Source organism: Microlunatus soli (assembly GCF_900105385.1).
In the GTDB taxonomy this organism is placed as follows: domain Bacteria; phylum Actinomycetota; class Actinomycetes; order Propionibacteriales; family Propionibacteriaceae; genus Microlunatus; species Microlunatus soli.
This window is the reverse complement of record NZ_LT629772.1, coordinates 3,099,541-3,125,084: the sequence shown is the minus strand read 5'-3', so window position 1 is coordinate 3,125,084 and position 25,544 is coordinate 3,099,541. Positions and strand designations below refer to the sequence as shown.

24 protein-coding genes are annotated in these 25,544 nt (G+C 68.6%); 6 read left to right on the top strand and 18 right to left on the bottom strand.

Translation table 11 applies throughout. The features are described from left to right. Positions 1 to 43 precede the first annotated feature (43 nt). Positions 44 to 757 carry a class I SAM-dependent methyltransferase gene (locus BLU38_RS14350; protein ID WP_091525824.1) on the top strand — a complete coding sequence of 238 codons (714 nt, stop codon included), beginning with the start codon at positions 44 to 46 and terminating at the stop codon, positions 755 to 757. On the opposite strand, the gene BLU38_RS14345 is transcribed toward BLU38_RS14350, so the two are convergent. From BLU38_RS14345 to BLU38_RS14335, 3 genes are all read right to left on the bottom strand, one after another. Further along, the gene (locus BLU38_RS14345) at positions 707 to 2,422 is read right to left on the bottom strand and encodes a GMC oxidoreductase (RefSeq protein WP_197680119.1); all 1,716 of its coding nucleotides are present in this window, start codon (positions 2,420 to 2,422) and stop codon (positions 707 to 709) included. The two genes, BLU38_RS14350 and BLU38_RS14345, sit on opposite strands and share 51 nt — an antisense overlap. 165 nt (positions 2,423 to 2,587) lie before the next feature. After that, positions 2,588 to 3,538: an ArsR/SmtB family transcription factor gene (locus BLU38_RS14340; RefSeq protein WP_091525822.1), complete on the bottom strand. Its 951-nt coding sequence runs from the start codon at positions 3,536 to 3,538 to the stop codon at positions 2,588 to 2,590. A 109-nt stretch (positions 3,539 to 3,647) separates the two neighbouring features. Further along, positions 3,648 to 4,229 (bottom strand): hypothetical protein, encoded by a 582-nt coding sequence (locus BLU38_RS14335; RefSeq protein WP_197680118.1) that lies wholly within the window; start codon positions 4,227 to 4,229, stop codon positions 3,648 to 3,650. A 65-nt stretch (positions 4,230 to 4,294) separates the two neighbouring features. On the opposite strand from BLU38_RS14335, the gene BLU38_RS14330 reads away from it, so the two are divergent. Further along, complete coding sequence (locus BLU38_RS14330; RefSeq protein ID WP_231920347.1) at positions 4,295 to 4,759, top strand: hypothetical protein; 465 nt, start codon at positions 4,295 to 4,297, stop codon at positions 4,757 to 4,759. A gap of 354 nt (positions 4,760 to 5,113) precedes the next feature. Here BLU38_RS14330 and dnaB read toward each other — a convergent pair whose 3' ends face one another. After that, positions 5,114 to 7,810, bottom strand: coding sequence for a replicative DNA helicase (gene dnaB / locus BLU38_RS14320; RefSeq protein ID WP_269458180.1), 2,697 nt, complete (start codon positions 7,808 to 7,810; stop codon positions 5,114 to 5,116). A gap of 613 nt (positions 7,811 to 8,423) precedes the next feature. Between dnaB and BLU38_RS14315 the strand changes: the two genes are divergently transcribed. Together BLU38_RS14315 and BLU38_RS14310 are read left to right on the top strand one after the other, a co-directional pair. After that, positions 8,424 to 8,822, top strand: coding sequence for a metal-sensitive transcriptional regulator (locus tag BLU38_RS14315; protein ID WP_091525818.1), 399 nt, complete (start codon positions 8,424 to 8,426; stop codon positions 8,820 to 8,822). A gap of 140 nt (positions 8,823 to 8,962) precedes the next feature. Continuing rightward, positions 8,963 to 9,172: a heavy-metal-associated domain-containing protein gene (locus BLU38_RS14310; protein WP_091525816.1), complete on the top strand. Its 210-nt coding sequence runs from the start codon at positions 8,963 to 8,965 to the stop codon at positions 9,170 to 9,172. On the opposite strand, the gene BLU38_RS14305 is transcribed toward BLU38_RS14310, so the two are convergent. The 14 genes from BLU38_RS14305 to BLU38_RS14240 all read right to left on the bottom strand — a co-directional run bounded on the left by BLU38_RS14305 (position 9,159) and on the right by BLU38_RS14240 (position 22,572). Beyond that, positions 9,159 to 9,428, bottom strand: a complete 270-nt coding sequence (locus BLU38_RS14305) for a hypothetical protein (protein WP_091525814.1) — start codon at positions 9,426 to 9,428, stop codon at positions 9,159 to 9,161. The genes BLU38_RS14310 and BLU38_RS14305 overlap by 14 nt on opposite strands. A 99-nt stretch (positions 9,429 to 9,527) precedes the next feature. Continuing rightward, positions 9,528 to 10,091, bottom strand: coding sequence for a dihydrofolate reductase family protein (locus BLU38_RS14300; RefSeq protein ID WP_091525812.1), 564 nt, complete (start codon positions 10,089 to 10,091; stop codon positions 9,528 to 9,530). 139 nt (positions 10,092 to 10,230) lie between these two features. Continuing rightward, positions 10,231 to 13,839: a LysM peptidoglycan-binding domain-containing protein gene (locus BLU38_RS14295; RefSeq protein WP_091525810.1), complete on the bottom strand. Its 3,609-nt coding sequence runs from the start codon at positions 13,837 to 13,839 to the stop codon at positions 10,231 to 10,233. After that, complete coding sequence (locus tag BLU38_RS14290) at positions 13,836 to 14,267, bottom strand: hypothetical protein (RefSeq protein ID WP_157683462.1); 432 nt, start codon at positions 14,265 to 14,267, stop codon at positions 13,836 to 13,838. Before BLU38_RS14290 ends, BLU38_RS14295 begins: the two co-directional genes overlap by 4 nt. Positions 14,268 to 14,275: 8 nt before the next feature. Then, positions 14,276 to 14,746, bottom strand: coding sequence for a TadE/TadG family type IV pilus assembly protein (locus tag BLU38_RS30925; RefSeq protein ID WP_157683461.1), 471 nt, complete (start codon positions 14,744 to 14,746; stop codon positions 14,276 to 14,278). Continuing rightward, entirely contained in the window at positions 14,743 to 15,159 is a 417-nt protein-coding gene (locus tag BLU38_RS14280; RefSeq protein WP_157683460.1) for a TadE family protein, read from the bottom strand. The genes BLU38_RS30925 and BLU38_RS14280 overlap by 4 nt, the downstream gene beginning before the upstream one ends. 77 nt (positions 15,160 to 15,236) lie before the next feature. Further along, positions 15,237 to 15,434 (bottom strand): hypothetical protein, encoded by a 198-nt coding sequence (locus tag BLU38_RS14275; RefSeq protein ID WP_231920464.1) that lies wholly within the window; start codon positions 15,432 to 15,434, stop codon positions 15,237 to 15,239. Between the two features lie 134 nt (positions 15,435 to 15,568). Further along, positions 15,569 to 16,471 (bottom strand): hypothetical protein, encoded by a 903-nt coding sequence (locus tag BLU38_RS14270; RefSeq protein ID WP_091525801.1) that lies wholly within the window; start codon positions 16,469 to 16,471, stop codon positions 15,569 to 15,571. Further along, positions 16,468 to 17,358 (bottom strand): type II secretion system F family protein, encoded by an 891-nt coding sequence (locus BLU38_RS14265; RefSeq protein ID WP_157683459.1) that lies wholly within the window; start codon positions 17,356 to 17,358, stop codon positions 16,468 to 16,470. Before BLU38_RS14265 ends, BLU38_RS14270 begins: the two co-directional genes overlap by 4 nt. After that, on the bottom strand, positions 17,358 to 18,980 hold the full coding sequence (locus BLU38_RS14260) for a CpaF family protein (RefSeq protein ID WP_231920346.1): 1,623 nt from the start codon (positions 18,978 to 18,980) through the stop codon (positions 17,358 to 17,360). The genes BLU38_RS14265 and BLU38_RS14260 overlap by 1 nt, the downstream gene beginning before the upstream one ends. Continuing rightward, positions 18,973 to 20,091: a hypothetical protein gene (locus BLU38_RS14255; protein WP_091525797.1), complete on the bottom strand. Its 1,119-nt coding sequence runs from the start codon at positions 20,089 to 20,091 to the stop codon at positions 18,973 to 18,975. The genes BLU38_RS14260 and BLU38_RS14255 overlap by 8 nt, the downstream gene beginning before the upstream one ends. 1 nt (position 20,092) lies before the next feature. Further along, the gene (locus BLU38_RS31225) at positions 20,093 to 20,824 is read right to left on the bottom strand and encodes an SAF domain-containing protein (RefSeq protein ID WP_231920345.1); all 732 of its coding nucleotides are present in this window, start codon (positions 20,822 to 20,824) and stop codon (positions 20,093 to 20,095) included. A gap of 310 nt (positions 20,825 to 21,134) precedes the next feature. Beyond that, the gene (locus tag BLU38_RS14245) at positions 21,135 to 21,935 is read right to left on the bottom strand and encodes an RNA polymerase sigma factor (RefSeq protein WP_091525792.1); all 801 of its coding nucleotides are present in this window, start codon (positions 21,933 to 21,935) and stop codon (positions 21,135 to 21,137) included. A 181-nt stretch (positions 21,936 to 22,116) separates the two neighbouring features. Further along, the gene (locus BLU38_RS14240) at positions 22,117 to 22,572 is read right to left on the bottom strand and encodes a hypothetical protein (protein WP_091525789.1); all 456 of its coding nucleotides are present in this window, start codon (positions 22,570 to 22,572) and stop codon (positions 22,117 to 22,119) included. Positions 22,573 to 23,186: 614 nt separating this feature from the next. Here BLU38_RS14240 and BLU38_RS14235 point away from each other — a divergent pair. Together BLU38_RS14235 and BLU38_RS31735 are read left to right on the top strand one after the other, a co-directional pair. Next, positions 23,187 to 24,065, top strand: a complete 879-nt coding sequence (locus BLU38_RS14235; protein WP_091525787.1) for an ABC transporter permease — start codon at positions 23,187 to 23,189, stop codon at positions 24,063 to 24,065. Then, complete coding sequence (locus BLU38_RS31735) at positions 24,040 to 25,527, top strand: ABC transporter ATP-binding protein (protein WP_231920344.1); 1,488 nt, start codon at positions 24,040 to 24,042, stop codon at positions 25,525 to 25,527. The genes BLU38_RS14235 and BLU38_RS31735 overlap by 26 nt, the downstream gene beginning before the upstream one ends. The last annotated feature ends 17 nt before the right edge of the window (positions 25,528 to 25,544 follow it).

Sequence of the window (25,544 nt, the reverse complement as noted above, 5' to 3'; positions counted from 1 at the left end):
GCCCCCGCCCCGAGCAGCGTCCGAGCCGCGTAACGTTCGGTCCATGGACTCGGACACCTCGAGGCTGGTTGCCAGCGCGCGGGACTGGTTCAGCCGACCGGATCAGATCGAGCACTACGCCGACCACGCCGCCGACGGTCCGAGCGAGCTGGAATCACGACTGCTGCGGCACCTGTCGGAAACACCGGCGCGGGTTCTCGACGTCGGCTGCGGCGCCGGCCGGATCGCCGTGCCCCTGGCCCTGCAGGGGCACCGGGTGACGGGGATCGACATCAGTGACGGTCTGCTGGTTCGCGCGCGGCAGTTCGCGGAAGCCGTCGGCGCGTGTGCAGGATTCGAGCGGGTCGAGCCGACTCGACTGCCGTACGACGCCGGCAGCTTCGACGCGGTGTTGTCGATCAAGCAGTACTGTTATCTGCCCGGATCTCAACTCCGCTTGGATTATCTCGCCGGGCTGGCCCGGGTGCTGCGGCCCGGTGGGGTGTTGTTGATCACCGGCTACATCGTTCCGTCCGAGGTCGAGGCACTGGCTGCGCTGCAGCAGGATGTTGATCACCAACGTACCGCCGCCGGATTCGATCAATTGGAACCGATGGACACCTTCAGTGCGGGCGAAGGTTACGTGCACTGGTTCACCCATGATCAACTTCTCGACGAGTTGTCGACGCTCGGCCCGCCGATCGAGGTCGTCGACGCAGCAGACGACTCACAGATCGGCGTCGCCATCAGACCAAGTCGTCAGGACGTCGTTGGGTGATAGCCCAACGACGTCGTGACAACTCTGGGCTTTGGGTGGGACGAGGCTGATGGCGCGTTCGGCCAGCGCGGTGATCGTCAGGCTCGGGTTGGCGCCGATGTTGGCAGGTATCGCTGCGCCGTCGCAGACCAGCAGGTTGTCGTAGCCGAAGACCCGGTGCCGGTGGTCGATGACACCGTCGTCGGGTCCGCGTCCGATGACGGCACCGCCGAGAACGTGTGCGGTGCCGGCGATCGCGGCGATCGCCTCCGACGTCGCGGCCTGGCCGATGCCGCCGATCCGGTTCGCCAGCCACCGGCCGGCCTGGTAGGCCTGCGGCAGCGTGTGCGGGATCGGTCGGGAACGATCCTGTCGCGTCGTCAGCAGCAGACCGCCGCCGGGAAGTCGCCACCGTCGGGGTTCCAGCCGGATCGATTGATCGGCGGTCTGCATCACCAGCAGGATGATTGTCCGGCGCGACCATGCGGTCGTCCGCGCCGCGCGGGCCGCGACCACCGGATGCCGCAGCTGATCGGCCAGGAAGTGGAACGGCCGGGTCCGGCGACCGCCGCGATCGTTCATCGGGGCGAACAGGAACGACTGCGAGTCCGCCGCCCGCCCGTAGGTGACGGCCTCGATGTGCGTCTGCGGATCGGGATAGATGCTGGAGGTGATGCTCACCCCACGGGTGAAATCCCGTTCGTCGTCCGGTGCCGTGACCGCAACCGAGGACTCGCCGTTCGTCCGTACCAGGCGTCCGAGCCGGTCCGACAGCCGCGGCAATACGCCGTCGGCCTTGCAGCGCTGCAGCAGCCGGTTCGTGCCGAGTGCGCCGGCAGCGATCACCACCCCGCGTGCGGTCAGCGTTGAACGGTCCCGACGCGTCCAGGCGCCGGACCGTTCGTGGGTCACGGCGTAGCCGGTGGCGCCGGTCCGGCCGTCGAGCGGGCGGACGCCGATCACCGTACGTTCGGGCAGGATCTGCACGCCGCGCTGTTCGGCAAACCAGAGATAGTTCTTCATCAACGTGTTCTTGGCGCCGTACCGGCAGCCGAGCATGCACGAGCCGCAGCTGACGCAGCCGGTCCGCTCCGGGCCCGCACCGCCGAAGTACGGGTCGGGCACGGTCCTGCCGGGTTCACCGAGGAACACACCGACCGGCGGCTTGCGATAACTGTCGGCACAGCCGACGGACTCGGCATACTCGCGCAGCAGCAGGTCGGCCGGACCGTCGTCGCGGAGCTGGGTCACCCCGAGCATCCGTTCGGCCCGGCGAAAGTGTGGTTCCAACTCCGTGGCCCAGTCGGCCAGGCCCGCCCATTGGGGGTCGCGGAAGAAGGCCGGCCGTGCCCGGTAGAGAGTGTTCGCATAGCCCAGGCTGCCGCCACCGACGCCACAGCCGCTGACGATGAGGACGTCCTTGAACAGGCTCACCCGCAGCACGCCACGGAGTCCGAGCGCGGGCACCCAATAGTAGTTGCGCGCGTCGCGGGTCGACGCCGCGAAGTCCTCGTCGGCGAACCGCCGGCCGCATTCGAGGACGGCGACCCGATAGCCCTTCTCGGCCAGCCGCAGGGCGGAGACGCTACCGCCGAAACCGGATCCGACCACGATCCAGTCGAGGTCGAAATCCCCGTCAGTGTTCATGATCAACTGCGGCTCACCGGTTCCGTCCCTTGACGCCATCTGCTGCCAGACCCTGCGGACTCGTCGACGGCGAATTCCACGGCAGCGCAGCAACTCGATAATCATCGACCGTCGAGGTCGACCGCAGTGCTCAGTCTCGGCAGCTCGGCGCGAGGTCGGCAATCGTTTCGGCTTCGGCCGAACCGGGCATCCGGTGGCGCCCGGTCAGCGGTTCACCTCGATCAACTCCCGGCCCAACTCCGCGACCCGATGCACAACCGTCTTGCCGTCGCGGCGGCTGGTGATCAGTCGCGCCGCGCGCAGCGCCGAGGTGTGCTCCGACGCCGTAGCGGCACTGACGCCCAGATCACGTGCGACGTCACCGGTGGTGTGGTCGGTGGCCAACAGCCGCAGCACGGCGGCACGGGTGCTGCCCAGGATCGCGGCCAGCGGATCGGACTGGCTGCCTACCCGGATCGACAGCGTGGCCGGTGCGGCATAGGCCAACACGACCGGGCGGTCGGGGAACCCTCCGATCAGCGGCGGTCCCGACCAGAACGCAACCGGTGTCAGCGCGAGACCGCGCCCACCCAACCGCACCGTGCGCTCGTACGGGGTGTCGATCAACAACCAGTCCCCGCACCACCGGGAACCGGCGATCGCCGTGGTCAACATCGAGCCAATGCCCTGGCTGGCGATCAGTCGCCCCTGCCGGATCAGTTCGGCATGATGGTTGGCCCGCACGTCGTCCCAGTACGGCTTCACCACCGCCGTGAACGCCGACCTCATCGCACGCAGGAACACCCGTTCGGCGTCGAGATCACCCTGCGATCCGGACCGGATCAACGGTGGAACTCCACCGGAGCCGTACCAGAGCCGCATCTCGGCCTGCCGATGGTGCGGTCCGAGGCTGGCCGACGCTTCTCGCCAGGCGTCGAAGTCATCCACCAATGAGGAGGGTGACACCGTCAAGGCGAAGCCGGGCACCAACTCTCGCAGCGGCTCCGCCGAGCGGGGGAACGCCGTCAGCGCACGGTGCCGCCACCGCTCACCCCACGGTGCGCCGATCCCCCGGTGCAGTCCGATCGCCGCCAGCTTCGTCTCCAGAATGGGGGCGGGCTCGGGCACCAACCTGGTCGAGGCGAGGTCCTCCACCGTGAACTGGATCCGCAGCATCCAAGCCTCCTCCCGTCGAGACTCGTGTCGGCTGTCATTGTGCTCCCCCCCGGGGGCGGTTGGATGGCTGAGCCGGTATCGCGCGGGATGCCGGCTCAGCCGTCCGGTGTCACTGATCGGTGCCGAGCCAGCCGTCCAATGCCGCCTCGAGATCCCGTCCGCGGTGGTAGCCGCGTTCGGTGATCGCCACGAGCAGACAACGGGCGTCGCCGACATCCTCAGCGCCGGCCCGTTCGATCAATGCGCGCAGATCGCGGTCGCGTTTCGCGCTCGACCGCCAGAGCAGTTTGACCGCGATCAGATGCCCGATGCGGGCGACCGGGACCGGCACACCGGGCGGGATCTGCAACGTCTCGGCCCCCGCCACCACCTCGGCTTCGACACCGGAACTGGCGAAGAACAGGTCGACGGCCACGTCCTCACCGACGGGTGCGAGCAGCCGTACGGTGGCGAGTCGGCCGGTCTGGTCGTGCACGATCGACTCCCTCGATCGGTAGCCGGCCGTGATCATGCTGTCGACGCAAGCCGTCGCTGCCCTGTCGTCGGGTACGGCGACGGCGATGTCGATGTCCGCGGTCGGTCGCGGCTCCGCCCGCGCACAGACGGCAAGCCCGCCGACCAGCGCCCAGGGCGAGGCGAGTTGATCAAGATCGCCGACGACCTGCGGCAGCGGCTCTTCGAGCATGGTCACGAGCACCCACCTTGGCAGTGACTGCCCGCGCCGACCAGAGATTTACCGTGGGGCAGCCACGACCCGTGAACTCCGCGGTGCGGCCGGAATCGAGCGCGGAGTTGCACCGCCAGGTGTCGGGACACCTCGCGGTCGAGGATCGGGTCGTCGTGATGGCGCCCACGACGCGAGCGTCGCTATCCTCCGACGTGTCCTGCTGCGGTGAGGAGTTCCGGGTGGATCCCATCGAACGCCCCAGAGTGGTGTGCCTGTGCGGCTCGATGCGTTTCGAGTCCCTGTTCCAGTCCGAGCGTCGCCGGCTGACCTCGCTCGGTGTGATCGTGCTCGCTCCGGAGTCGACCGGCGAGGAACTGACGCCAATCGGGCGCGCAGCCTTGGGCGAGTTACACCTGCGGCGCATCGACCTGGCAGATGAGGTCCGGGTGGTGAGCAAAGGCGGCTATCTCGGATCGGCGACACGGCGCGAGATCGAGTACGCACGGGAGCAACGCAAGGTCATCAGTTCGGTGGAGGCGTCGCTCGACCTGTGACGAGCGCCAAGAACGCAGCAGCACTGGTCAATACCGCCCGATCGCCCCTGGGTCGCGGTCACTGGTGCTGCGAAATCGGCGCCGCGGGACGTTCCAGACGCTCCTATAGATGTCAAGCGGCGAATGCGGTTGGTTCGGTTTGCTGGGTGATGGCGTTGATGATGAGTGGGTAGAGGCGTCTGGCCAGGGCGCGTTTGAGGCAGCGGATGATGTGGATCTGGTCGCGCGGGTAATGACGGATTCGGCGAATGAGTCGCGGTAGCCGGAAGTGGGTGGATTTCGGTTCGAACTCGAGACCAAAATCCACCCGCTATCGACGTCGTCGGTCGTTCTTGCCGATACCGGCTGCTGATGTCAGTGGTGCATGTCGATGAATCGGGAGTAATGGCCCTGGAAGGCGACGGTGATCGTCTTGGTGGGCCCGTTTCGGTGCTTGGCGACGTCGAAGTCGGCTTCGCCGGCCCGTTCGGACTCCTTGTCGTAGATGTCGGGACGATTCAGCAGGATCACCATGTCGGCGTCCTGCTCCAGGGAGCCGGACTCACGCAGGTCGGACAGCATCGGCTTCTTGTCGCCGCCACGGGTCTCCGGTCCACGGTTCAGCTGGGCCAGCGCGATCACCGGTAGCTCGAGTTCCTTGGCCAGCAGCTTGAGCTGACGGGAGAATTCGGAGACCTCGACCTGGCGGGACTCGACCTTCTTGCCCGACGTGAGCAATTGCAGGTAGTCGATGATGATCAACTTCAGATCGTGCCGCTGCCGCAGCCGACGTGCCTTGGCCCTGATCTCCATCATGGTCAGGTTCGGTGAGTCGTCGATGAACAGCGGCGCCTCGGCGACCTCGCCCATCTTCTTGGCCATCCGCTGCCAGTCGTCGTCGTTCATCTTGCCGTTGCGGATGTGATTCAGCGGGATGCTCGCCTCGGCCGAGAGCAGTCGCATCACGATCTCGATCTGGCTCATCTCCAGGGAGAAGATCGCCGACGCCAAGCCGCTCTTGATCGACGCCGAACGGGCCAGGTCCAACCCGATCGTGCTGTTGTGGGTCGGGATCATCGATCGGGTCGCGAGGTAAAGATGATCTTGATTGTCGACCTGCACACAACGCACCGGGACACCGGCATGCGGCCGAACCGCGACGATCTGCCGTCGACCGGCCCGCGCCGGATCGCTGATCCGTCGGGATCGGTGATGATCACGTTTACGGGGCAGCCGGAACACGTCGTCGGCTGCCTGCAGGCTGAGCACCTCGATCGTGCCGCCGTCGGCGGCCGAGGTCCGTCGGCGGCAGCGGTAGCCGAGCGACGTGATCAGCTCGTAGGCGTCGTCGGCGAGCCGTCGGTCGGCAACGGCCAGCCGGACATTGCCGCTGTCGGCGACCCAGCCCGCGGTGTCCAACAGACCGGCGAGCAGGTCGCGGCGCTGGCCGATCGAGGCTCGCAGGTAGTCGGCGGGAATGTGCTTGGCGCCCAGCACACCGAGCCTGCGCAGCATCGGGCGCAACGAGCCGGTCCTGCCGGCGGCCGGCGGGCGGCCGTCGGATCGGGGTTCGAGCAGGGCCCAGCTGAGACCGGAGAGCCGGTCCACCGGCACCCCGGTCTCGGCGATCAGGGCCGGCACTTCAGGATCGGCCGAGCTGAGCCGCGCGGCCTCGGGGTGCCCGTCTCCGAGCCAAGCACCCAACGCGTACGGCGGCAGCGGCAGGTCCCGCTGCCGGCCGGCCACCGGGTCGGTGGTCCGCACTGACCAGCGTCGGCCACCGGCCGCGCGGAGCCGACGGGACAACTCGGCGGTGGTGACCGTCTCGGCGGATCTGATTTCGGGGCGATCGCCTGCCGTCAGCCGAGCTGCAACGCAGGACAGCGTCCGGTTGCGCGGATAAACCACCCGACACTCGGTCGTCGCCGCCGCCGTCTGGTCGGTGGTCGCGGTGGACCGGACGGCGACCGCCGGGCCGATCTGCCGCAGCACCGACTGCACGGTGCCGTGGAACTCCGCACCGATCTCGGCCACCAGGTCCGGGCCGGGGAGATAGTTCTCCGGTCGGTGCTGCGCCTGCGCGGCCGCCAGCAGGACCCGTCGCACGGCGGCATCGTCCGGCGCCGATCGGGATCCGGCCGCTCGGCGGGCGGCGGGCTCGGTCACCTGCCACTCGTGCCCGGCGTCGGCCACCACCCGGGTGCCGTCGGAGAAGACCACCTCGAAGCACTCCCGATCGGTCATCACCTCGGTCGCGGCCAGCACCCGCGTCGGTCGTCCGTCGGCCCCGATCAGCTGATCACCGACGGCGACCTGCCCCATCGTCGTCCAGCCGTCCGGGGTCGGCAGCGGAGTGTCCAGCGCGAGCGCCTTGCCCATGCCGGGACGCGCAGCGACGATGATCATCTGCCCGGGGTGCATGCCGTTGGTCAGGTCGTCCAGGTCGGCGAATCCGGTCGGTACGCCGGCCAACTGGCCGCCCCGCGATCCGATGGCCTCGATCTCGTCCATCGTCGGCTGCATCAGCTCCGACAGCGACTTGTAGTCCTCGCTGGTGCGCTGATCGGTGACCGAATACACCTCGGCCTGGGCACGGTCGACGATGTCGTTGACGTCGCCCTCGGCGGCATAGGCCGACTGGCCGATCCGGATCGAAGCGTCTGCCAACCGGCGCAGGATCCCCTTCTCCCGGACGATCTCGGCGTAGTAGCCGGCGTTGGCCGCGATCGACACACTGGCCAGCAGATCGTGCAGGTAGGGCGCCCCGCCGACCCGGCCGATGTCGCCCCGCTTGGTGAGCTCGGCTGCCACGGTGATCGCGTCGGCCGGCTCACCACGGCCGTAGAGGTCGAGGATCGCGTCGTAGACGAGCTCGTGGGACGGTCGATAGAAGTCCGGGCCGCGGAGCACCTCGACGACATCGGCGATGGCGTCCTTGCTCATCAACATCGCGCCGAGCACCGACTGCTCGGCCATCAGATCCTGCGGTGGCGTCCGGTCGGGCGCCGAGCCGCTGCCGCGCCCGCGGTCGTCCTCGTCGCCGAACGGCGTGTTGACCTCCGCCAGACTCACCGAACTTCCTCCCCCACACAGTCGCTGGTCACATCGTGAATGACATGGCTGTCATTCACTCTTGGCACTGTAAGTCCCGGCCCCGACAGTCCCACCCGAGCAGCACGCATTCCCCGATGCGTGTCGTGATCTCGAGCACCCCGGAACACGGCGGCGACGTTCAGCAAGTGTCGTCAACGTACGCCCCGGAGTCGCGGTCTGAAAAGCCCGTTATCCACAGGGGGTGTGGACAACGCCGGATGCACTGTGGAGACACGCTGTTCGGTTGTGCACCGGGTGCGTACAGACCTGGGGATAACCCTTGACCTCGAACGGAAAACATCCCCTGACTAGGGGTAACAGTGGCCACGATCGGTGGACGAAAAGAAGTCGTAGAGATTTCCCGGCCACCGGAGGTCGGCCGTCGCCAGGTTGACAGATCCGGTCGCGCTGTGCTTTATCCACGGGGGTTGGGGATAACCATCGGACAACGTAACAACTGGGGGAACTGATCGGTTTGTCGACATTTGATCGGTTGGCCGAGGTCGGCGACCGCCGGCCGGGTCCGGACCGGGCGGCATCTTCCTTCATTACCCCGGAGGGGTATGCTGTGCGATGACCAGGAGGAGCACCGATGACGCCACCGACCGACAGCACCGAGATCCGCGATGACATTGCCGAGTTGCCCGCCAGCGCGACGACGGGGGCTTCCGGCGAGGCCGGCGCCGAGGAGGCGACCGCTCATCAGCACGGCTACCTGACCCACAACCACAAGGCCGAATATCTCAAACGGCTGCGCCGGATCGAGGGGCAGGCCCGCGGCCTGCAACGAATGATCGAGGAAGAGAAGTACTGCATCGACGTCCTCACCCAGGTCTCGGCGATGACCAGTGCACTGCAGTCGGTCGCGCTCGGGCTGTTGGACGACCATCTTGATCATTGTGTTGCCGAGGCGGTGCGGTCCGGCGGAGACGACGCCGACGCCAAGCTGAAGGAAGCATCACAGGCCATCGCCCGGCTGGTCCGGTCCTGATCGAGCCCGGATGATCATGTCCGCAACCGTCTCCGGTCCATGATCAACTTCCTGATCGGCACCCGAGCATTCCATGATCAACATCGGCGGCACGGACAATGGTCGCCGCCCGAAAACCCTTACCAGAAAGGTAGAATGCCATGATCAACAACTACACCGTCCAGGGCATGACCTGCGAGCACTGCGTCAACGCGGTGACCGAGGAGGTCAGCGCCGTCCCCGGTGTCGAACAGGCCGTGGTCGATCTTGCTCAGGGATCGCTGACGGTGACCAGCCAGCAGCCGATCGACTTCGCGCTGATCGAGGCCGCGGTGGACGAGGCCGGCGACTATCGGGTCAACGCCGCCTGATGCGATCGGCGCGGACCCGGATCGGAATCGGCTGACCTTCGGCCCGCTCGCCCCGGCCACCACCGCCGCCGGGTCCGCCGCGGTCACCGCGATCGTCTCGGCCCCGACCGAGGAACAGGCCGGCGACGACCACGCCGCCGACGATCAGCAGGATCGCGGCATGATCGAGTCCGGTGAGCCTGCTGGCGACGGCGGCTGCCAGCAGGAATGCGAGCGCGGCGCCGTACCGGACCAGTCGTCCGTCGGTCCTTCGCATCCGCACCTCCCGCGCGTCGTGTCCGGGTAGCTCCTGGCACTAGCCCTGTCATTGACTGTACCCGTTGCCCGGCCCGCGATCCCAGCGGTGAGAGGCGTCTCACGTTGCCGGTCGACCACCGACCCGATACCGCAGGTAGGCGAAGGTGCCGGCCACCGAGTCGACGCCGATCAGCTCCAGCGGTGGGTCGACGATGGCCCGTGGAAGCACCGGGGCACCGCTGCCGAGTGTCACCGGCGCGACCCCGAGGATGATCTCGTCCAGCAGGCCGTGGTCGTGGAACTGCCCGACCAGATCGCCGCCGCCGACCAGCCAGATGTTCTTCCCGCCGGCAGCCTCGGCGATCTCGGCATGAGCGGCGGCGATGTCGCCGGAGACGAAGTGCAGCTCGGCGTCGGGGACGGCCGGTAGCGGCCGGTGGCTGAACACCCAGCACGGCTGTCGATACGGCCACGGCTGCGGCCGGTCGGCGCCGGCATCCAGATGATGGGCATGGATCCATCGATAGGTGGTCGCGCCCATCACCAGCGCGCCGACCTCGGCGATGAAATCCGGGTACGGGGACTCGTCGCCCTCGTCGAATTGGAACAGCCAGTCCAGGGAGTTGTCCGCGTCGGCGATGAACCCGTCGACACTGGTCGCGGTGTAGTACTGGGTTGCCATCCGATCAGCCTGCCACCGAAGACCTGTCAGAAGCTGTCAGGTTGCGTCCACTTCTTCCGAACTGCCCCCGTCTTCTTCTGAACTGCCCGGGTCTTGTTCCGAACTGCGCAGTTCTTCCGAACAGTCGTTGCCCACCTGGTCAGGCTCGCGCCCGGAGCCGGCCCTCCATCACCTGCTGGAGCAGATCCACGGTGTCCGGATGCAGGTCGACGCCGAGCGCTCGGCCGTGGGCGGCCAGTTGCAGCGCCAGCCGCTCCACCTCGGCCGGATTCCCCGCCTGGTGCTCGGTACGGATCCTGGCTCCCATCAGGAACTCGTCCTGCGGCGCGGCGGTCAGGCTGCGGGAAGCGGCCCACCGCGCCAGGTCGAGATCGGAATCGTCGAGGGCCCGGTTGGTCAGTTCGACGCCGATGTCGCGGATCACCGACGCCATGTCGGTACGCATTTCCTCGGCCCAGTGCCACTGCCCCGGAGCGGCATCGGCCAACGGCGCTCCTCGGACCAGATCCAGCGCCTTGCACAGTCCTTCCGTACCGGCACGGTTCACACCGGTTGCGGTCAGCAGCTGCAGCCGATGCCAGTCCGAGCTGACCAGCGGGGAGAGGGTGATCCGGCCGGAATAGGCGTCCGGCAGATAGGGCTGGTCCTGGTCGTCGCTGCCCAGCCAGCTGCGCAGTCTGCTCATGTTGGACCGCCGGGTTCCTTCGGCAACCACCAGCGCCGCTGCCATCGCCTGGGCCGTGCTGCCAGGATGTTCCAGCAGCCAGGTCGCGTACTCCACGCACTGCAGAACCGCACGAGTCGGCGGGTTGCCGGCGGCCCCGAGCATCTCGATCGGTCCGAGCAGCATGATCGTCGGATGTCGAGGCGTCCGCGGCGTCGGGTCGGCAAACGGACTGGGCACGATGACGTTCTCCTCACTCGCCACATCCGGTCGGGTCCGTGGCCGATCCACCGGGCCCAACCAGGCCCAGTGCTCGTCGGACGCGGCAACCGGGTCAGCGGCGGCGGCAGCGCTGGTTGAGCGCGCGGCGGCCGACGGCCAGGGGCTCGTCGAGTCCCCCGGCTGATCAGGGATCAGCGGATGATCCGGGTCCGGGGCCGGAGCGGGTGCCGTTTCCGTCGGCCCCCGCGGTGTCGCTGCCGGAACCCGCGGCGTCGCTGCGGGCAGGGCCGTCGGCGGCAGCTCGGTGCTGATCAACTGCATCGGCTCGGCATCCACGGTCTCGGACGTCGCTCGCTGCGGGGCGTGGCTGCCGGCCGGGAAGTCGGCCGCCCACCAGGGTGCCGGTTCGGTCAGTTCGGTGGCGCTGTTGTCGAGGAGCTCCTCGATCAGCTCGGCCACCGGCTCGTCCAGCAGTTGGGCGGCGAACCGCCAGCCGAGTGGCGCCAGCTCCCCGCCGGCTCCGTCCTGACCGAGGTCGACGTAGTGGACCCGCCACGGGATCGGGTGCTCACCGAGCAGGACCGCGGACATCGTCACCGGTGGGCCGTCCAGCAGCAGTCGGCGCAGCCTGTCGGCCTGCGCCGGGTCGGGTTCGTCCATGATCAACGCGACCTCGGGCAGCCACGGATCGGCCAGGTCGGGATCGATCCGCAGGTCCAGCGGCGTCACGTCTTCGGTCAGGTGGTCGCGTTGCAGTTCGGCGCGCTGCTCCCAATGCTCCAGCAGCTGATCGAGATCGTCGGCCGTCCCGACGTTGTAGCGGTCGATCGCCGACACCAGCCGGCTGTCGCCGCCAACCACGGTGACCACCAGGTCCTCGGCCCACGGAGCAGTCGACAGCTCGGTCAGCATCGCGGCCAAGGCTCCGCCGACCCGGGACCCGATCTCGGCCCCCTCCAACGCCAGCACGCCGGCGGCCTCGAGATTGAGCAGCACCGGGGCGCCGGACGCATCGGTGCCCAGCGACGTCAGTGCCGGGTAGGGCTGGATGCAGTCGGCCAGTTCCCGATCCTGGATCAGATAGCTCGCGTCCGTTGCCGTCAGTCGCCATTCGGCGCCGTCGACGGTGAACCCCACCGGCGGTTCCAGATCCGGTGCCGCCATCGTCAGCGTGATCTGCTCCGGGGCGACTCGGGCCACCACGAGTTCGGGCACCGGGCGGTCGTGACGTCGACAGTCCCGGCCGATCGCCCGCAGCGCCAGATTGAGCTGGTCGACGCCGAGCCGGTCCTGCTGTCGACCGAGCGTCGTACGGAGCTGCTGAGCCTCGGGCTGCGGTGGAGTGATCCGTCGGCCGACACCGCGACCGTGGAGTTGGATCTGCCGTCGGGTCAGCAATCCGCCGATCAGGGCCGCCGCCAGCAGTGCCCCGACCCCGGTGACCTGCATCGCGCGCGGCGCGACCTCGGCCCCCTGGACCGGGACCGGCGCCGGTTCGCCCACATCCATCGGCGCGGCCGATCCGGCCCGTCGCGGAACCGCGGTCCCCGGCTCCGTGCCGGTGCTGTGGTGCTCACCGGATCCGGTCGTCGATCGTCCGGGCGCGCCGGCTGTCGGTTCCGCCGCAGCCGACGGTTGCCCCGCACCGGACCGTTGCCCCGCACCGGGCCCGGGACGCGCCGACCCGCCGGCGGGCGAGTCGTCCGCTGATGCGTCCGCCTGCTGCGACGGTGCGCGTTCTGCCCGATCTCGTTCCGCCTGGTCTCGTTCCGCCTGGTCTCGTTCCGCCTGGTCTCGTTCCGCCTGGTCTCGTTCCACCTCGGCTCGCTCGGACTGGCCTCGCTCGGGCTGGGTGGCGCCGCGATCCTCTGTCGACCGGTGCTCCGACGACGCGTGCCGGGTGGGCCCGGCGCCGGTTCCCGCGTCGGGTCCGGCAGCACTGGGGATGATCAGCTGCAGACCGACCGGCAACTCGTCCGGGTCGATCACCCGGTCGGCGTTGGCCCGGTGGATCCGATGCCACTGCTCGGCGTCGCCGTAGCTGCGTTCGGCGATCGAGGACAGTGAGTCACCGGGCCGCACCCGATACCGGTCGGGTTGCTGGTCGACATCGGGGATCCGCAGCATCCAGCCCGGCTCCAGCCGGTCCGGTCCGCCGGTGAGCACCCGCGGGTTGACGTGCGCGATCCGACGCCACTGGTCGCCCTTGCCGTAGTAGTGCTCGGCCAGACTCCACAGATCGTCACCCTCGGTGACCCGATGCCGTACGGTTCCGGTCTCCGCCTCGTCGGACGCGGCTCGCTCGGCCGCAGCCCGGTCGCTGTCGCCCCGACTCGCCCCGGGCCTGCCGTCGCCGGACTTCCCATCCTCCGCGCCCTCGGTGCGGGCGTGATCGGCACCGGCGGTGGGAGTCCGGGACGACTGCCCCGCGGAGACCGTCGTCGTCGGCGAGTTGTCCGGGCCGGTCGGCAGCGGTTGCGCGGAGGCCATCTGGTGCGGCGCGATGAAGACTGCGAGGACCAGCAGGATCAACCCGCCGGCCAGCTTCTGCGGACCGGCCAGCCCGGGAAGCCGGATCCGGACCCGTTGCCTGCTGAGCACCGCGATCAGCTCGGCGATCACCGAGACGGCGAACACCAGCCAAGCAATCCAGGCGACGAGCGCGACCAGGCCGATCAGGATGCTGCCGTCGTCCGGAGTGGTCAGTGCGTGCCACAGTCCGTCGATGCTGGGATGCACCGGCAGCGGGTTGCCGGCGAGCTTGATCAACAGCCACGGGATGCCGACCACGGCAGCCAGCAGCGCGATCAGGGCGCCGAGCCCCTTGACGAGTCTCCCCGCCGCGACGGACCCGCGGCTCATGTCGGCACCACCCTGGCAGTCGCATCGCCGGCGGCCGACAAGGTGTCGATGCCGATCAGCGACAGGAAGATCGTCGTCACGGTGACGCTGGTGTGCACGTGCACCTCGGCGCCGTCCACGGTGACCGTGCCCGACACCCGTGGTCCGGTGCCGCCCCCGACGCCGCGCAGGTAGTTGAGTGCCGCCGTCCTGGCCCGGCTGATCGCGACCGACCGGTCCCCGCCGGTGCCGAGGGTGCCGCCGGCTCCGGCGTTGGCGGCCGCGCGGGCCGCACCGGCAGCCGCGGACTCGGCACGGCTGATCGCCGCGGCCTTCTGACCGCCGTCGATCACCAGTCCGGCGACCATGATCAACATAGCGACGATCCCCATCGCCAGCACGCTGATCGCTTGGCCCCGCTCGGCATCTGCTGCCGGTGCTCCGGTCATGATCATCATCAGCGTTCTCGATACGTGTCGATCGGAGCGGAGGCGCTCCCGGTGATCAGCATGGTGCCGGGCAGACCGGGGACAGCGATGTCGCCAAATCCGATCCGGCACCGCACCTCGGCAACGACCGCTCCCGGCTCTCCGACCTCGGCGGCGAAGTCGCCCGTGTCGAGGGAGATCGCGCGCTCGGAGCATCGCACGCCGTCGGTCCGCAGCTGTGCCGTGGCAGCGTCCCGGCCGGCCGTCCGGGCCGGGGCTGCCGAGCGCTCCAAGGAGGCCGCTCGGGCGGCGGAATAGGCAGCCTCGGTGACCGCTGACCGGGTGAACCAGAGCCGGCCGCCGGCAACGGTCACGCCGACCAGCAGCAGCAGCGCCGGCAGCAACACCACCAACTCGATGCCCGGCGACAGCCCGCGTTCGTCGCGCCGCGTGTGCGATACCCGGGTCCCGGTGATCCTGCTCGGACTGATCTGCGTCACGGAGTGGTCACCCGCTCCAGCGGGGCGCTGGCCGACTCCGAGACGGTTGCCAACCCGATGTCGAAGACGATCGGTGCGCGTCCGGTCAGGGTCACGTCCACCCGACCCTGCTGCCGGACCACGGCGACGGTGACGTCGCGCAGGCCGCCGACCGCGGTGATCTTGTAGGCGACCTGTCGGGCACGACCGGCGTCGCCCCGATAGCTGCGGGCGACGTCGGCGGCCGCATTCGCGGCCTCCCCCGCGACATTGCGGGCGTGCAGCCAGATACCGGCCTGGATCATTCCGAAGATGATCAACATCAGGGCCGGGAAGATGACGGCGAACTGGGTGCTCGCCGTGACCCCGCGCTGGCTACGCCGGTTGCAGACTGCCGATCGCGGTCGGCGATCGCTCCGCCGAGATCGCTTCATCGTCCCTCCCTCCACGATCATGATCATCAGGCGTCCAACGCGACCCACCTCCGAGGGCGGATCACGAGGTCAAGCGGTCAGTATTTCGGTTGCTTGATCTGCCCGAGTCGGTCCTGCACGTAGCCGGTCACGAAGCCGAGGATGGCCAGGGCCACCAGCACGGCTGCGCCGAGCAGGATCGCGACCTCGGTGGACTGGCTCAGGCCCCGCTCGTCCCGTGGCGCATGCTTGACGTTGATCCACCAGCCGAGCGCGGTGGCGAGCTGTGCTCTCATCTGCATTACCTCTTTGTCGTGGTAGCTGTCGATTCATGATCATCGGTGGCTGCGCCCGCTCAGCCTAAGCAATTGCGGGACCGCACCCAGATCTTGCTGTGGATAACTCGTCCGGTCGTCGTTGCCGTCGCATGTCAGGTCCCCACAATCCGCATCAGGGCCGGGATGATGAACATCACGCCCAGCAACATCGCCGGGATCGTCATGTAGACCGTCATCCCCTCCGAGGCGGCATTCGCTTCCCGCAGGGTGGTCGCCAGATGCGCATCCCGCAGCTCCCGGACCCTGGCCCGCAGCGATCCGGACAGGGCTGCGCCGCTCTCGTCCAGTTGCATCACGTCGGACAGGTCCCGCAGCTCCTGCAGATCAAGATCATCGGCGAGCCGACGCAGCTCGGTGTACGGCGCCTGCTGCTCCAGGCGGGCCCGTTCCAGCGCGCCGCGCAACTGCCGGAACAACGGCACGTCGGACAGTTCGGCGGCGTTCTGCAACGCCTGGGTGCCGGAGGCGTTCGCCAACCGTTCCAGGGTGACCAGGTCGATGTACATCAGCACCGCCGACGATGCGTCGTTCCGGGTCTCCTCGGCCTGCCCCCGGAGCAACAGATCCGGGACGAAGTAGCCGACCACGGCTCCGACGACGCCTGCCAGCGCCGGCACGGCGAGCGGGACGCCGCCGGTCATCAACGCCCAGAAGCCGGCCAGGATCGGAGGCATCGTCAGCCCGATGATCGTCCAGACCGCCTTGTCGGCATAGAACTCGATGATCGATCGGCCGCGGATCTGCAGCGCCCGCTGCTGGCCGGCGGTCAACGGGACCGGAGTCCGTCGGTAGAGCCAGCTGCCCAGTCGCTCGGTCGGTGTCGCGGCAGCCGTCAGCCGGCCACGGGCGCTGTCGTCCGGGCGGGCACCGATCGGTTGGTAGAGCCGCGAGATGGTGTCGGCCAGGTGCGGGGTCGCCGGCACCAGGCCGGCGACGATCAGCACGATGCCGCCGGCCACCAGCAGCCCGGAGACGAAGATCAGTCCGGTCGTCATCGGTGCATCCCGACCAGGATCCGCTGCCGCTTCTGCGGCTGGGCGCGACGCCGCATCAGCAGTAACGATCCGAGGTAGAGCGCGATCAGCAGCGCCAGGATCAACTGGCCGACCGGTGTCCCGTACGGTTCGAAGAAGGTTCGCGCGAACAGGAAGGCCGCGGTCAGGGTGAGCGCGGTGATCACCGTCACCTGCCGTACCACCGTGTAGGGCTTGGTGCGTTCGGTCTCGATCTCGCGGCGTCCCTTGAGCTGGGACTGGATCGAATCGGCCAACTCGGTCAGCGTGATCGCGGCCCCGTTCGCTCCACGGTTCGACGCCAGGATGAGTGCGGCGATCACGCCGTCGGCATCGGGGCTGTCCAGGTCATCGGCGAACCGCATCAGCGCATCCCGACCGTCCCATCTGTTGTTGAGCCGGGTGATCAGTCCGCCGAGCGGTTCGGCGATCGCATCGGGGGCCGTCCGGCCGGACAGTCGGATCGCGTCTGGGATCGACTTCCCGGTCGGCAGCGACGCCGAGAGATTGCGGACCCAGCGGTCCAGCGCCTCCAGCAGGATCACGTCGCGGTCCTTCGGCGGGCTCAGGATCAGCGGCAGCACCCAGACCACGGCAGGGACGACGACGATCATCACCAGCCACCCCGAGACAGCGGCGATCACGAACCCGATCACCAACGCCACCAGCAGGATCAGGTCGCGGCGGCGCCCGGCCTCACCGGGTGGCCGACGGCTGATCCGGGCCCACAGGGTCGCGAGCGACTCCCGCTCGCGACGCCGACCGGTCTGACGGCCCGATCGCACCGGGCGGCGGCGCAGTCCGATGATCAGCGCGATCACACCGCCCACGACCAGGAGGCCCGACCAGGCAGCGAGGAAGGGTTCCATCAGAGTGCCTCCGCCGGCCCGCGGCCGAGCCGCCATCCGCTGCCGGGCAATGCGCGATAGAACGGCGCGATCTCGGCCTCGAAGTCGGCGTCGGGATAGAAGCCGGCCGGTTGCTTCGCGGTGCCGTGCGAGCTGTAGGCCAGATGGCTGACCGGGCGCTGGTTCTCCATCGCCCGGTTCAACGTCCGGATCTCGGAGATGAACCGGTGCCGGGCACCGCCCTTCCAGGCATCGTCGACCAGCTTCACGTAGATGAAGATGTGCATATTCAGCGCGATCTGCCGGTAGGCCTCGTCGATGGTCAGCACCCCGCCCTGCGCCACCCGGGCGGCGAGTCGGTCCATCGTGGACTCCGCCGAATGGGAGTGGGTGGTGCTGAGGGTGCCGGCGCCGGCCTGCATCGCTTCGAACATCGCGAACGCCTCGCCACCGCGGACCTCACCGACGACCAGCCGGGACAGGTTCTGCCGCAGCGCCTCGGGGAACAGATCGGCGACGGTGAAGGTGCCCAACTGTTCGGCACCCTCCCGCTCGCCGTGGCCGACCCGGGCCTGCAGGGCGAGGATGTTCTCCCGACCGGGCTGCAGGTGCGACATCAACTCGTAGTCGGTCTCCAGCGTTCCGAACCGTTCGGCGGCCGGGATCGAATTGATCAAGCCGCGGAGCAGGGTCGTCTTCCCTGCGCCCTGATCACCGGCGATCACCATCGATTTGCGGGCCAGGATCGCCGCGTCCAGGAAGCGGGCCACCTCGATCGGCATCAGCCCACCGCGGGACAGGTCCAGCAGCGAGGTGTCGGTCAACGTGTGCTGCCGGATCACCACACTGGGCCGATAGGACAGGCCGAAGCCGATCGCGTGCAGCCGGAACCGGTCGCCGAGCGCCAGGGTCATCGTCGGGTGGGTGTCGTCGAACGGCCGGCTCGGGCTGGCGTTCTCCCCGAGGAACCGGATCGCGTCGACCAGCTCCTCGTCGCTGTCGGCGACCGGTGGCATCGTCTCCCGGCGACCGTCGCCGTACTGGACCTTGACGCTGTCCCAGCCGTGGATCTCGATGTTCTCGGCATCCTCGATCTCGAACAGGGGTTGCATCCGGCCGTAGCCGAAGACGCTGTCCTCCACGGCCTGGGCGTAGGTGCGTTCGGTCTCCGGAGACCACAACGCCGCACCGTCGCGGTGCAGCGCCCGGACGTGATCGTTGACCACCCGGCGGATCACCGAGCGTCCCATCAGCAGCCGGTCCTCGGCCGGCATCGGCCGACCGTTCTCGGTCAGGTACGCCTGGCTCTCTCCGGTGATCACCTCCGACGCCGCCTTGCGCAGCGAGACCACCTGGGACCAGTCGACCGCAGAGGTCCAGTCGACCCGACGACGTTGCTCACGCACCGACATCGTCGGACGGGGTGTGCTGCCTGGCACGGAGCCGGTGTGCCCGGATCGGGTGGGATCGGACGGAAGATCGGAGGGCAGGGGATCGGAACGGGCCGGAGTCAGCGGTGACTGCGCAGCCAGTTCTCCGTCGCGCCGCTGGTCCCCCGGCGACGGCAGGAACATCGGCACCTCCTCCAGCGGCGACGGCGCCGCGCCCGCGCTGGCGACGAAGTCGGTACGGCGATCAGCCATGACGTTCACCGTCGCTCCCGTTGCCGGCCCGGATCCAGGCGTTCATCGCCGATGCCGCCGGCGCACCGGACGTGGCCGGCTGGGAGGGCCCAGTCTGAGGGGATCCACTCTGAGACGGTCCGGCCTGAGAAGGTCCGGTCTGTGAGGTCACCGTCCGCGATGGCGCAGTCTGAGAAGCGGCCGCGCCGGTGGGTGCCGGCGGAACCGCTGACTGCCCTGGGGCCGGCTGATCGCCGGGGATTTCGAGTGACAACGGCTCGAGCGCCGGTTCGTGCTGCGGTTCGTCCAGTCCCAGTCGCGCCCGCCGGCGACGGATCTGCGAGCCGATCTCCTCCGTGGCGCGATGCAACGACCTGGCCAGCGGGGACCGGCCGAATTTCCGGCTCCGCCGGGCCCCGTCGGAGAACACGGCGGCGGATTCGACGTCATCGGCAATCACCGAAACCACCGGAATCGACAGGAGATTGGCGATCTCCCGACGGCCGTACGGCTGGTTCTCCCCGATCAGGATCAGGCCCAGATTGGACTCGTTGCCGGTCAACCGACTCTGCTCCCGAAGGCGGAGACAACAGCCGCGTGCGGCGGCGATCGACCGCAGATTGCTCCGGGTCACCAAGAGCACCAGATCGGCCCGGTCGACCAATGCCTGCGGCACACCGTCGCCGCCCAACCGACCGACGTCGACCAAGACGTCGATTCCGGCCTGTTCATAGCCGACGAAGGTGTCGGCAAGGTCCGGCCAGACCGGGCCGAACAGCGCGGCATTCGCGGGCCGGGCAAAGCCCGGCAGCAGTCGCCTGCTGGTGCCGTCCGATCGCGCCGACGATGTCGCGGAGCCCGTCGTAGCGGCGGCCGATTCGTCGGCCAGCGGGATGGTCTCGTCGCTGACGGCCTCGGCCAGCGGTCTGCGGTCCCGGTGCGCCTCGGCCACCCGCTGCAGACCCTTGCCGGTCGGCACCTGCCCTCGCAGGTAGCCGGCCAGCACTGCCTGGTGAGCACCCGGGTCGGCGTCGACCATGATCACCGACTGCGTCCAGGTCATCGCCAACCCGACCGCCGCACTGGTGACACCGGGTGCACCGGCGGCCGAAGCCATCACGATCAGCGCCATCTCACCGCTCCGACTCGCGGACGACGACGACCCGCCCCTGCGCTGCGTACGACGCCGCCTCGACGGCTTCGTCGGTGGCCAGCTCGAGATTGAGGAAGACACCGTCCTCGGCCTGGTCGGAGTTGATCACCGCAGCGGAGATGGTGGCCACGTTGGTGATCTCGGCGGCCGACCCGTCACCCGGCGGCGCAGTGCCTGACGTCGAGGCGGAGGTGCTCTGACCCGAGGTGGCGTCGACCCCGGCGGCATCGACCGGCAGGATCACCAGTCGGACCGGGCTGCCGGCGGCCAGGAACCCACTCGGCGCCCGGCCGGTCGCCACCTTGATCCCGATCACGCCGTTGCCCTTGTCGGGCGGCAGCACGTCGGTGATCGCATCGGGCGGCAACAGTGATCCCTCGACCAGGTCGACCGCGGCCACCTTGCCGACCAGGCTGCCGATCCGGGTCGCGGGAACGGTGACCAGCCCGCCGGTGTCACCGACACTGACCTGTCCGAGATCGTCGGCCTTGATGGTCTCGCCGCGGCTGATCGAATGCCGAACCGCGACCACCCGGTGGGACTCCGCCACCTGCGAATAGAGGAAGAAAGAGGCGATCGCGCCCAGACAGATGGCAATGATGCCGAGCGCTATCCAGCGTGGATTGCGCCGGGTCCGCGTTTGTGGGGTCGCGGGAATGTCGGGCTCGCGCGGGGGTGTCCGCGACCGAGTGGCCTGTTCGTCCACTGCCATTCCGATTGCAGGCCTTTCCTGAGAGTTCGACCGCTCCCCCGAGCACAGAGACGCCGAATGCGGTGATGCCAACTGCGGTGATGCAGGCGTATCTGGGGACAAAGAATTCAGCGGACGCAATCCGGATGTCAAGACCCGGGCATCAACCGACCCACCTGTCCCGTCGGCCCCATTGATAGCCAATGGCTTTACCGAACCCTCGCCATTCCGGCTGCCGCCAACCGAGTTTTCAACGGTCCCCGATCTGCCGGGCCCGGAGAGCCCGGTGGTCGGCGACGTCGAACGGTCCGATGGCGTACCGTCCCGGGGCTCAGGCGGCATCTCTGATCACCGTCGCATGGGCGGCCAGATTCCTGATCGCCCGACTGCAGCGATAGCGCACGGTCGTCGGTGCCAGCCCGAACCGAGCGGCGGCGTCGACGCTGGACAGCCCTTCGAGATAGACCGACAACAGCAGCCGCCGGGTCGCGTCATCGATCAGATCCAGGTCCTGGGCAGTGCGCAGCACCCGATGCGCACTGAGGTCGTCGACACCGTCGCCGACCCGCGGATCCGCCACCAGACCGGCGCGCTCCAGATCCTCCTCCGACACCGGCACCGCAACGGCCACCCGAGACGAACCACGGGTGTGATCGCGGGTCACCGCCTTCAGGGTGTCCAGTGCCAGGTTTGCCGCGATCCGTCGGGGCCGCCTGGCCAGCGGGTAGCACCCGATCCGTGCCCACAGCTGCCCGACGTAGTCCTCCACGGCGTGCCGGTGATCCCGGCGGGCCATCGTCACCAGTTTGCCGAGCATGGTCTGCAGCACGATCCGGCCGGCCAACTCGCCGGCCGGTCGGCCGGACGAACCCACCCGGTTGTGCCGGGTCCCTTCCTGATGCACCGCGATCAGTGCGGCGAGCACCTCGTCCGGTCGATCCCGGATCGCCTGCAGCACGTCGCCGGCGCTGCCGCAGCCGACCAGGGCGGGATGATCGGCGGCCCATCGACCGACCTCGGCGCGGCCGTAACCGGCCAGCCGGTGATTGCCGTCCAGCTCGCTCCACTCGGCATTCAACGCGTCGACCAGCGCGAAGCGGGAGTACGTGATCGATCGTCGCCCTTCGGACACCAGGCACCTTTCGGTCGGAGAGTCGGTCGTCAGCTCGACCGATGCCGTCAGCCTGTCGCAGCGGTGTTGGCCGAGGTGTTGTCCGAGCCATCGCCGGTGTTGTCCGAGGCGTCCACGACGTTGTCCCTCCGTACGGTCCGGTCGCCGTCACCGCACAACCGGCCGCCATCGAGCGAGCGGGTCAGCCGCCGACGGCCCGCAGTTTGGCCCGTTGATGCCAACCGAACACACCGGTGGCGATCCCGACGGCGACGAAGCTGCCGGCCTCGATGACGGCGATCACGAAGATCAGCACCAGGGCCGAGCCGCCGATCCCGTCGGCCGCGAAGCGGGACGCCTCGACGTAGGCGACCAACAGCACCGCCGCCGCGGATCCGGCGGCGGTCACCAAACCGATCCCGAGCTGGCGCCAGGAGACGATCGCGATCCCGATCAGCAGCAACCAGGTCAGATTGGCGGGCAGATCGTTGATCATGTCCGGTTCGTCGGGCAGATCCGGCAGTTCGTCGGCCAACGGTGTCGCCAACGTCGCCCAGGCCAGCAGCGCCGCGATCGCCAGCGTGATCACCGCCAGAACGACGGTCAGCAGCTGCCTGCCGACACGGCGGGCCGTTGTGGGTGCGGACAGCGCGCTCATCTCCCGGTCACTCGCCGATCGAAGCCCGGAACCACCGGACTGATGTCAACTGTACCGAGCGGTGCGGACGCACTGGGACAACCCTTGCAGGATGCTAGAGCTAGTTGACTGGACAACCAGCCCGGGAATCAGCACGCTGTTATCGGCGCCGACCGCAGTTGGGAGAGTGCGGCCGGAATCACGCCAGGCGGTCGACCGGTCGGGGGACAGGTCGACCCGAGCCGGCTCCCGCCCGCCGACCATCCTCTTCGGGGGTTTTCGCTTCGGGCGGAGCTGGTCAGCCGATGACGTGGGTCGGCCTCGACGATCAACCGCCGGGGCCGACTCACCAGCTCGGTCCGACATCGGCGTCTGCGTGAGGCATCCCTTTCGGGGCCGAGATCGTGCACGCCGAGCTAATTCCTACCTCATCACCAGGGAAACCTGTCGGTTCCCACAGCGCGGAATACCTGGAGAACGCCGACCGCGTGGCAGACTGTTCGAGGCCTTCACCAAGGCCCGGCCGGGATGCCGGCCGCAACGCTGAGGATCACAGACGGACGGGTCGAGCAGAGTCGACCGACCCGGCCGCCCGATCGAGTGGGCCTGCAGGGATGACGAGGAGCGGAACCGGGATGCCAGTTCAGGGCGCGCCGACCGATGCCCCGGTCTACCAACATTTCAGCCCGCATCGCGCCGGACTGCCGAACGTGGTGGAGTATTTCCGCTCGCTGTGGCAGCGCCGGCAGTTCGCCGCCGAGATGAGCCGGGCGAAGATGCGCGGGGCCAACACCAACACCTTCTTCGGCCAGGCCTGGCTGGTGCTCAACCCGCTGCTCCAGGCCGGCGTCTACTTCCTGATGATCATGCTGATCCGTGGCGGGATCGAACATCCGGCCGCCGCCAAGGAGCGGATCGGGCACCTGACCGGGTCACTGTTCCTGTTCAGCATCTTCCAGGTGTCGATGAGCAGCGGCGCCAAGTCGGTCACCACCGCGGGCAAGGTGCTGTTGAACACCAATTTCCCCCGGCTGCTGATCCCGCTGTCGGCGGTCCGGACGGCGTTCTTCCGATTCCTGCCGACCATCCCGCTGTATCTGGTGATCCACGCCATCGTCGGCGACGTCTGGTCCTGGCGAATGCTGCTGTCGGTGTTCTTCGCCGCCTGCCTGGTCGTCTTCTCGATGGGGATGGCGGCCCTGGTCTCGACCATGACCGTCTACTTCCGCGACACTGCGAGCTTCCTGCCCTACCTGATGCGGATGTGGCTCTACGGCTCGCCGATCCTGTGGTCGGCCGACGACATGAGCCAGTTGCCGCGGGTCGTCCAGGCCATCGTGCAGGTGAACCCGACGTTCAGCATGCTGACCGGATACTCCGATCTGCTGCAGAAGTCGGAATGGCCGGACCCGTACGTGTGGGTGACGTCGGCTGCTTGGGCCGCCGCGGCGGTCATCGTAGGATTTTTGTTCTTCATCTCCAGGGAGCGTGAGTTCGCTGTCCGTGTCCTCTGAGACGCCGGCCGACCCGGACCGTACGTCCTCCTCCGACGCCTCAACCGAGGCGCGGCCCCGGCGCGCCCGCGAAGCCGACGACAGCACTCCCGGTTCGCCGTCGACTCCGGTCCGATTCCCGTCCCGGGCCGACGGCCACGGCGACGACGGCGCTGCTGCCGACGAAGACGCCCCGACTCGGACCTGGACCTGGCAGATCCCGTCCGACCAGGACGCTGAAACGGCGGATCAGGTTGGAACGGCGGATCAGGCCGAGGGACGGCGGGTGCGCGGCGAGCAGTCGCCGGCCGACAGCCAGGATGCCGGATCGGTCACCGCCGCCGGTGAGGATTCGGCGACGACGGCGGCACCCGAGGCTGCCAAGAGCGAGGCCGACCAGCCCAAGGCGGCGCCCAACAAGGCCGCCCCGAAGAAGGCCCCGCAGACCAAGCCGGCAGCGGGCAAGCCGAAGCAGGGCAAGGCTCCGGCCAAGACGGGTAAGGGCCAGGCAGCCAAGAAGGGCGCGGCGGCAAAGGGCCAAACCGCCAAGGGCCAAGCAGCCAAGGGCCAAGCAGCCAAGGGGAAGGGCGGCCCCCGCAAGGCAGGCGCCGCGCTGCCGACCCGACGCAAGAAGTTTCGGCTGCTCCAGGGCATGGGCCCGATGGAGCGCCGACCGGAGATCCCCGACCAGTCCCACCTGCCGGCCGAACAGCGCACCGACCTGGCGATCAAGGTCAGCGACCTGTCGATCACCTACCGGACCAGCTTCGAGAAGAAGCCGACGCTGCGGCAGGCACTCACCCGGTTCGGTCGCGGACAGCGTGCGGTACGTGAGGTGGAAGCCCTGAAGAGCGTCACCTTCGAGGTTCGCACCGGTACGGCGATGGGCATCATCGGCGCCAACGGCGCCGGCAAGTCGACCCTGATGCGGGCGATGGCGGGCATCCTGCCGCCGACCACCGGCAGCGTCGAGGTGTGGGGTCGGGCCAGCACGTTGCTGGCGCTCGGTGTCGGCTTCAACAACAGCCTGTCCGGCCGGGAGAACATCATCCTCGGCGGTCTGGCGGCCGGCCTGTCCCGGGAGCAGGTGGAGGCCCGGGCCGACGAGATCGCCGACTGGACCGAGCTCGGCGACTTCATCGACATGCCGATGCGGACCTACTCCTCGGGCATGTTCTCCCGGGTCGCGTTCTCGGTCGCGGTGCACATGGAGCCCGACATCCTGATGATCGACGAGGCGCTGTCCACCGGCGACGCGCACTTCAAGGAGAAGGCCAGCGCCAAGATGGCCGAGTTGCGGTCCCGGGCGCGGGCGATGTTCCTGGTCAGCCACGGGCTGGGCAGCATCAAGGACCTCTGTGACGAGGCGATCTGGATCGACAAGGGACGCCTGATGGAGCGCGGAGAGCCCAACGAGGTCGTCGACCAGTACCTGAAGCACATGAAGGCGCGGCGTTCGTCGGCCACCATGGAGGACTTCTGAGTCTGGCCGGGTGGCGC

Excerpts from the sequence above, each read along its gene's own strand:
- BLU38_RS14350 (WP_091525824.1), top strand. The coding sequence starts at position 44 with ATGGACTCGGACACCTCGAGGCTGGTTGCCAGCGCGCGGGACTGGTTC.
- BLU38_RS14345 (WP_197680119.1), bottom strand. The coding sequence starts at position 2,422 with ATGGCGTCAAGGGACGGAACCGGTGAGCCGCAGTTGATCATGAACACT.
- BLU38_RS14340 (WP_091525822.1), bottom strand. The coding sequence starts at position 3,538 with ATGCTGCGGATCCAGTTCACGGTGGAGGACCTCGCCTCGACCAGGTTG.
- BLU38_RS14315 (WP_091525818.1), top strand. The coding sequence starts at position 8,424 with ATGACGCCACCGACCGACAGCACCGAGATCCGCGATGACATTGCCGAG.
- BLU38_RS14310 (WP_091525816.1), top strand. The coding sequence starts at position 8,963 with ATGATCAACAACTACACCGTCCAGGGCATGACCTGCGAGCACTGCGTC.
- BLU38_RS14305 (WP_091525814.1), bottom strand. The coding sequence starts at position 9,428 with ATGCGAAGGACCGACGGACGACTGGTCCGGTACGGCGCCGCGCTCGCA.
- BLU38_RS14300 (WP_091525812.1), bottom strand. The coding sequence starts at position 10,091 with ATGGCAACCCAGTACTACACCGCGACCAGTGTCGACGGGTTCATCGCC.
- BLU38_RS14295 (WP_091525810.1), bottom strand. The coding sequence starts at position 13,839 with ATGAGCCGCGGGTCCGTCGCGGCGGGGAGACTCGTCAAGGGGCTCGGC.
- BLU38_RS14290 (WP_157683462.1), bottom strand. The coding sequence starts at position 14,267 with ATGACCGGAGCACCGGCAGCAGATGCCGAGCGGGGCCAAGCGATCAGC.
- BLU38_RS14280 (WP_157683460.1), bottom strand. The coding sequence starts at position 15,159 with ATGAAGCGATCTCGGCGGAGCGATCGCCGACCGCGATCGGCAGTCTGC.
- BLU38_RS14275 (WP_231920464.1), bottom strand. The coding sequence starts at position 15,434 with ATGAGAGCACAGCTCGCCACCGCGCTCGGCTGGTGGATCAACGTCAAG.
- BLU38_RS14270 (WP_091525801.1), bottom strand. The coding sequence starts at position 16,471 with ATGACGACCGGACTGATCTTCGTCTCCGGGCTGCTGGTGGCCGGCGGC.
- BLU38_RS14265 (WP_157683459.1), bottom strand. The coding sequence starts at position 17,358 with ATGGAACCCTTCCTCGCTGCCTGGTCGGGCCTCCTGGTCGTGGGCGGT.
- BLU38_RS14260 (WP_231920346.1), bottom strand. The coding sequence starts at position 18,980 with ATGGCTGATCGCCGTACCGACTTCGTCGCCAGCGCGGGCGCGGCGCCG.
- BLU38_RS14255 (WP_091525797.1), bottom strand. The coding sequence starts at position 20,091 with ATGGCGCTGATCGTGATGGCTTCGGCCGCCGGTGCACCCGGTGTCACC.
- BLU38_RS31225 (WP_231920345.1), bottom strand. The coding sequence starts at position 20,824 with ATGGCAGTGGACGAACAGGCCACTCGGTCGCGGACACCCCCGCGCGAG.
- BLU38_RS14240 (WP_091525789.1), bottom strand. The coding sequence starts at position 22,572 with ATGAGCGCGCTGTCCGCACCCACAACGGCCCGCCGTGTCGGCAGGCAG.
- BLU38_RS14235 (WP_091525787.1), top strand. The coding sequence starts at position 23,187 with ATGCCAGTTCAGGGCGCGCCGACCGATGCCCCGGTCTACCAACATTTC.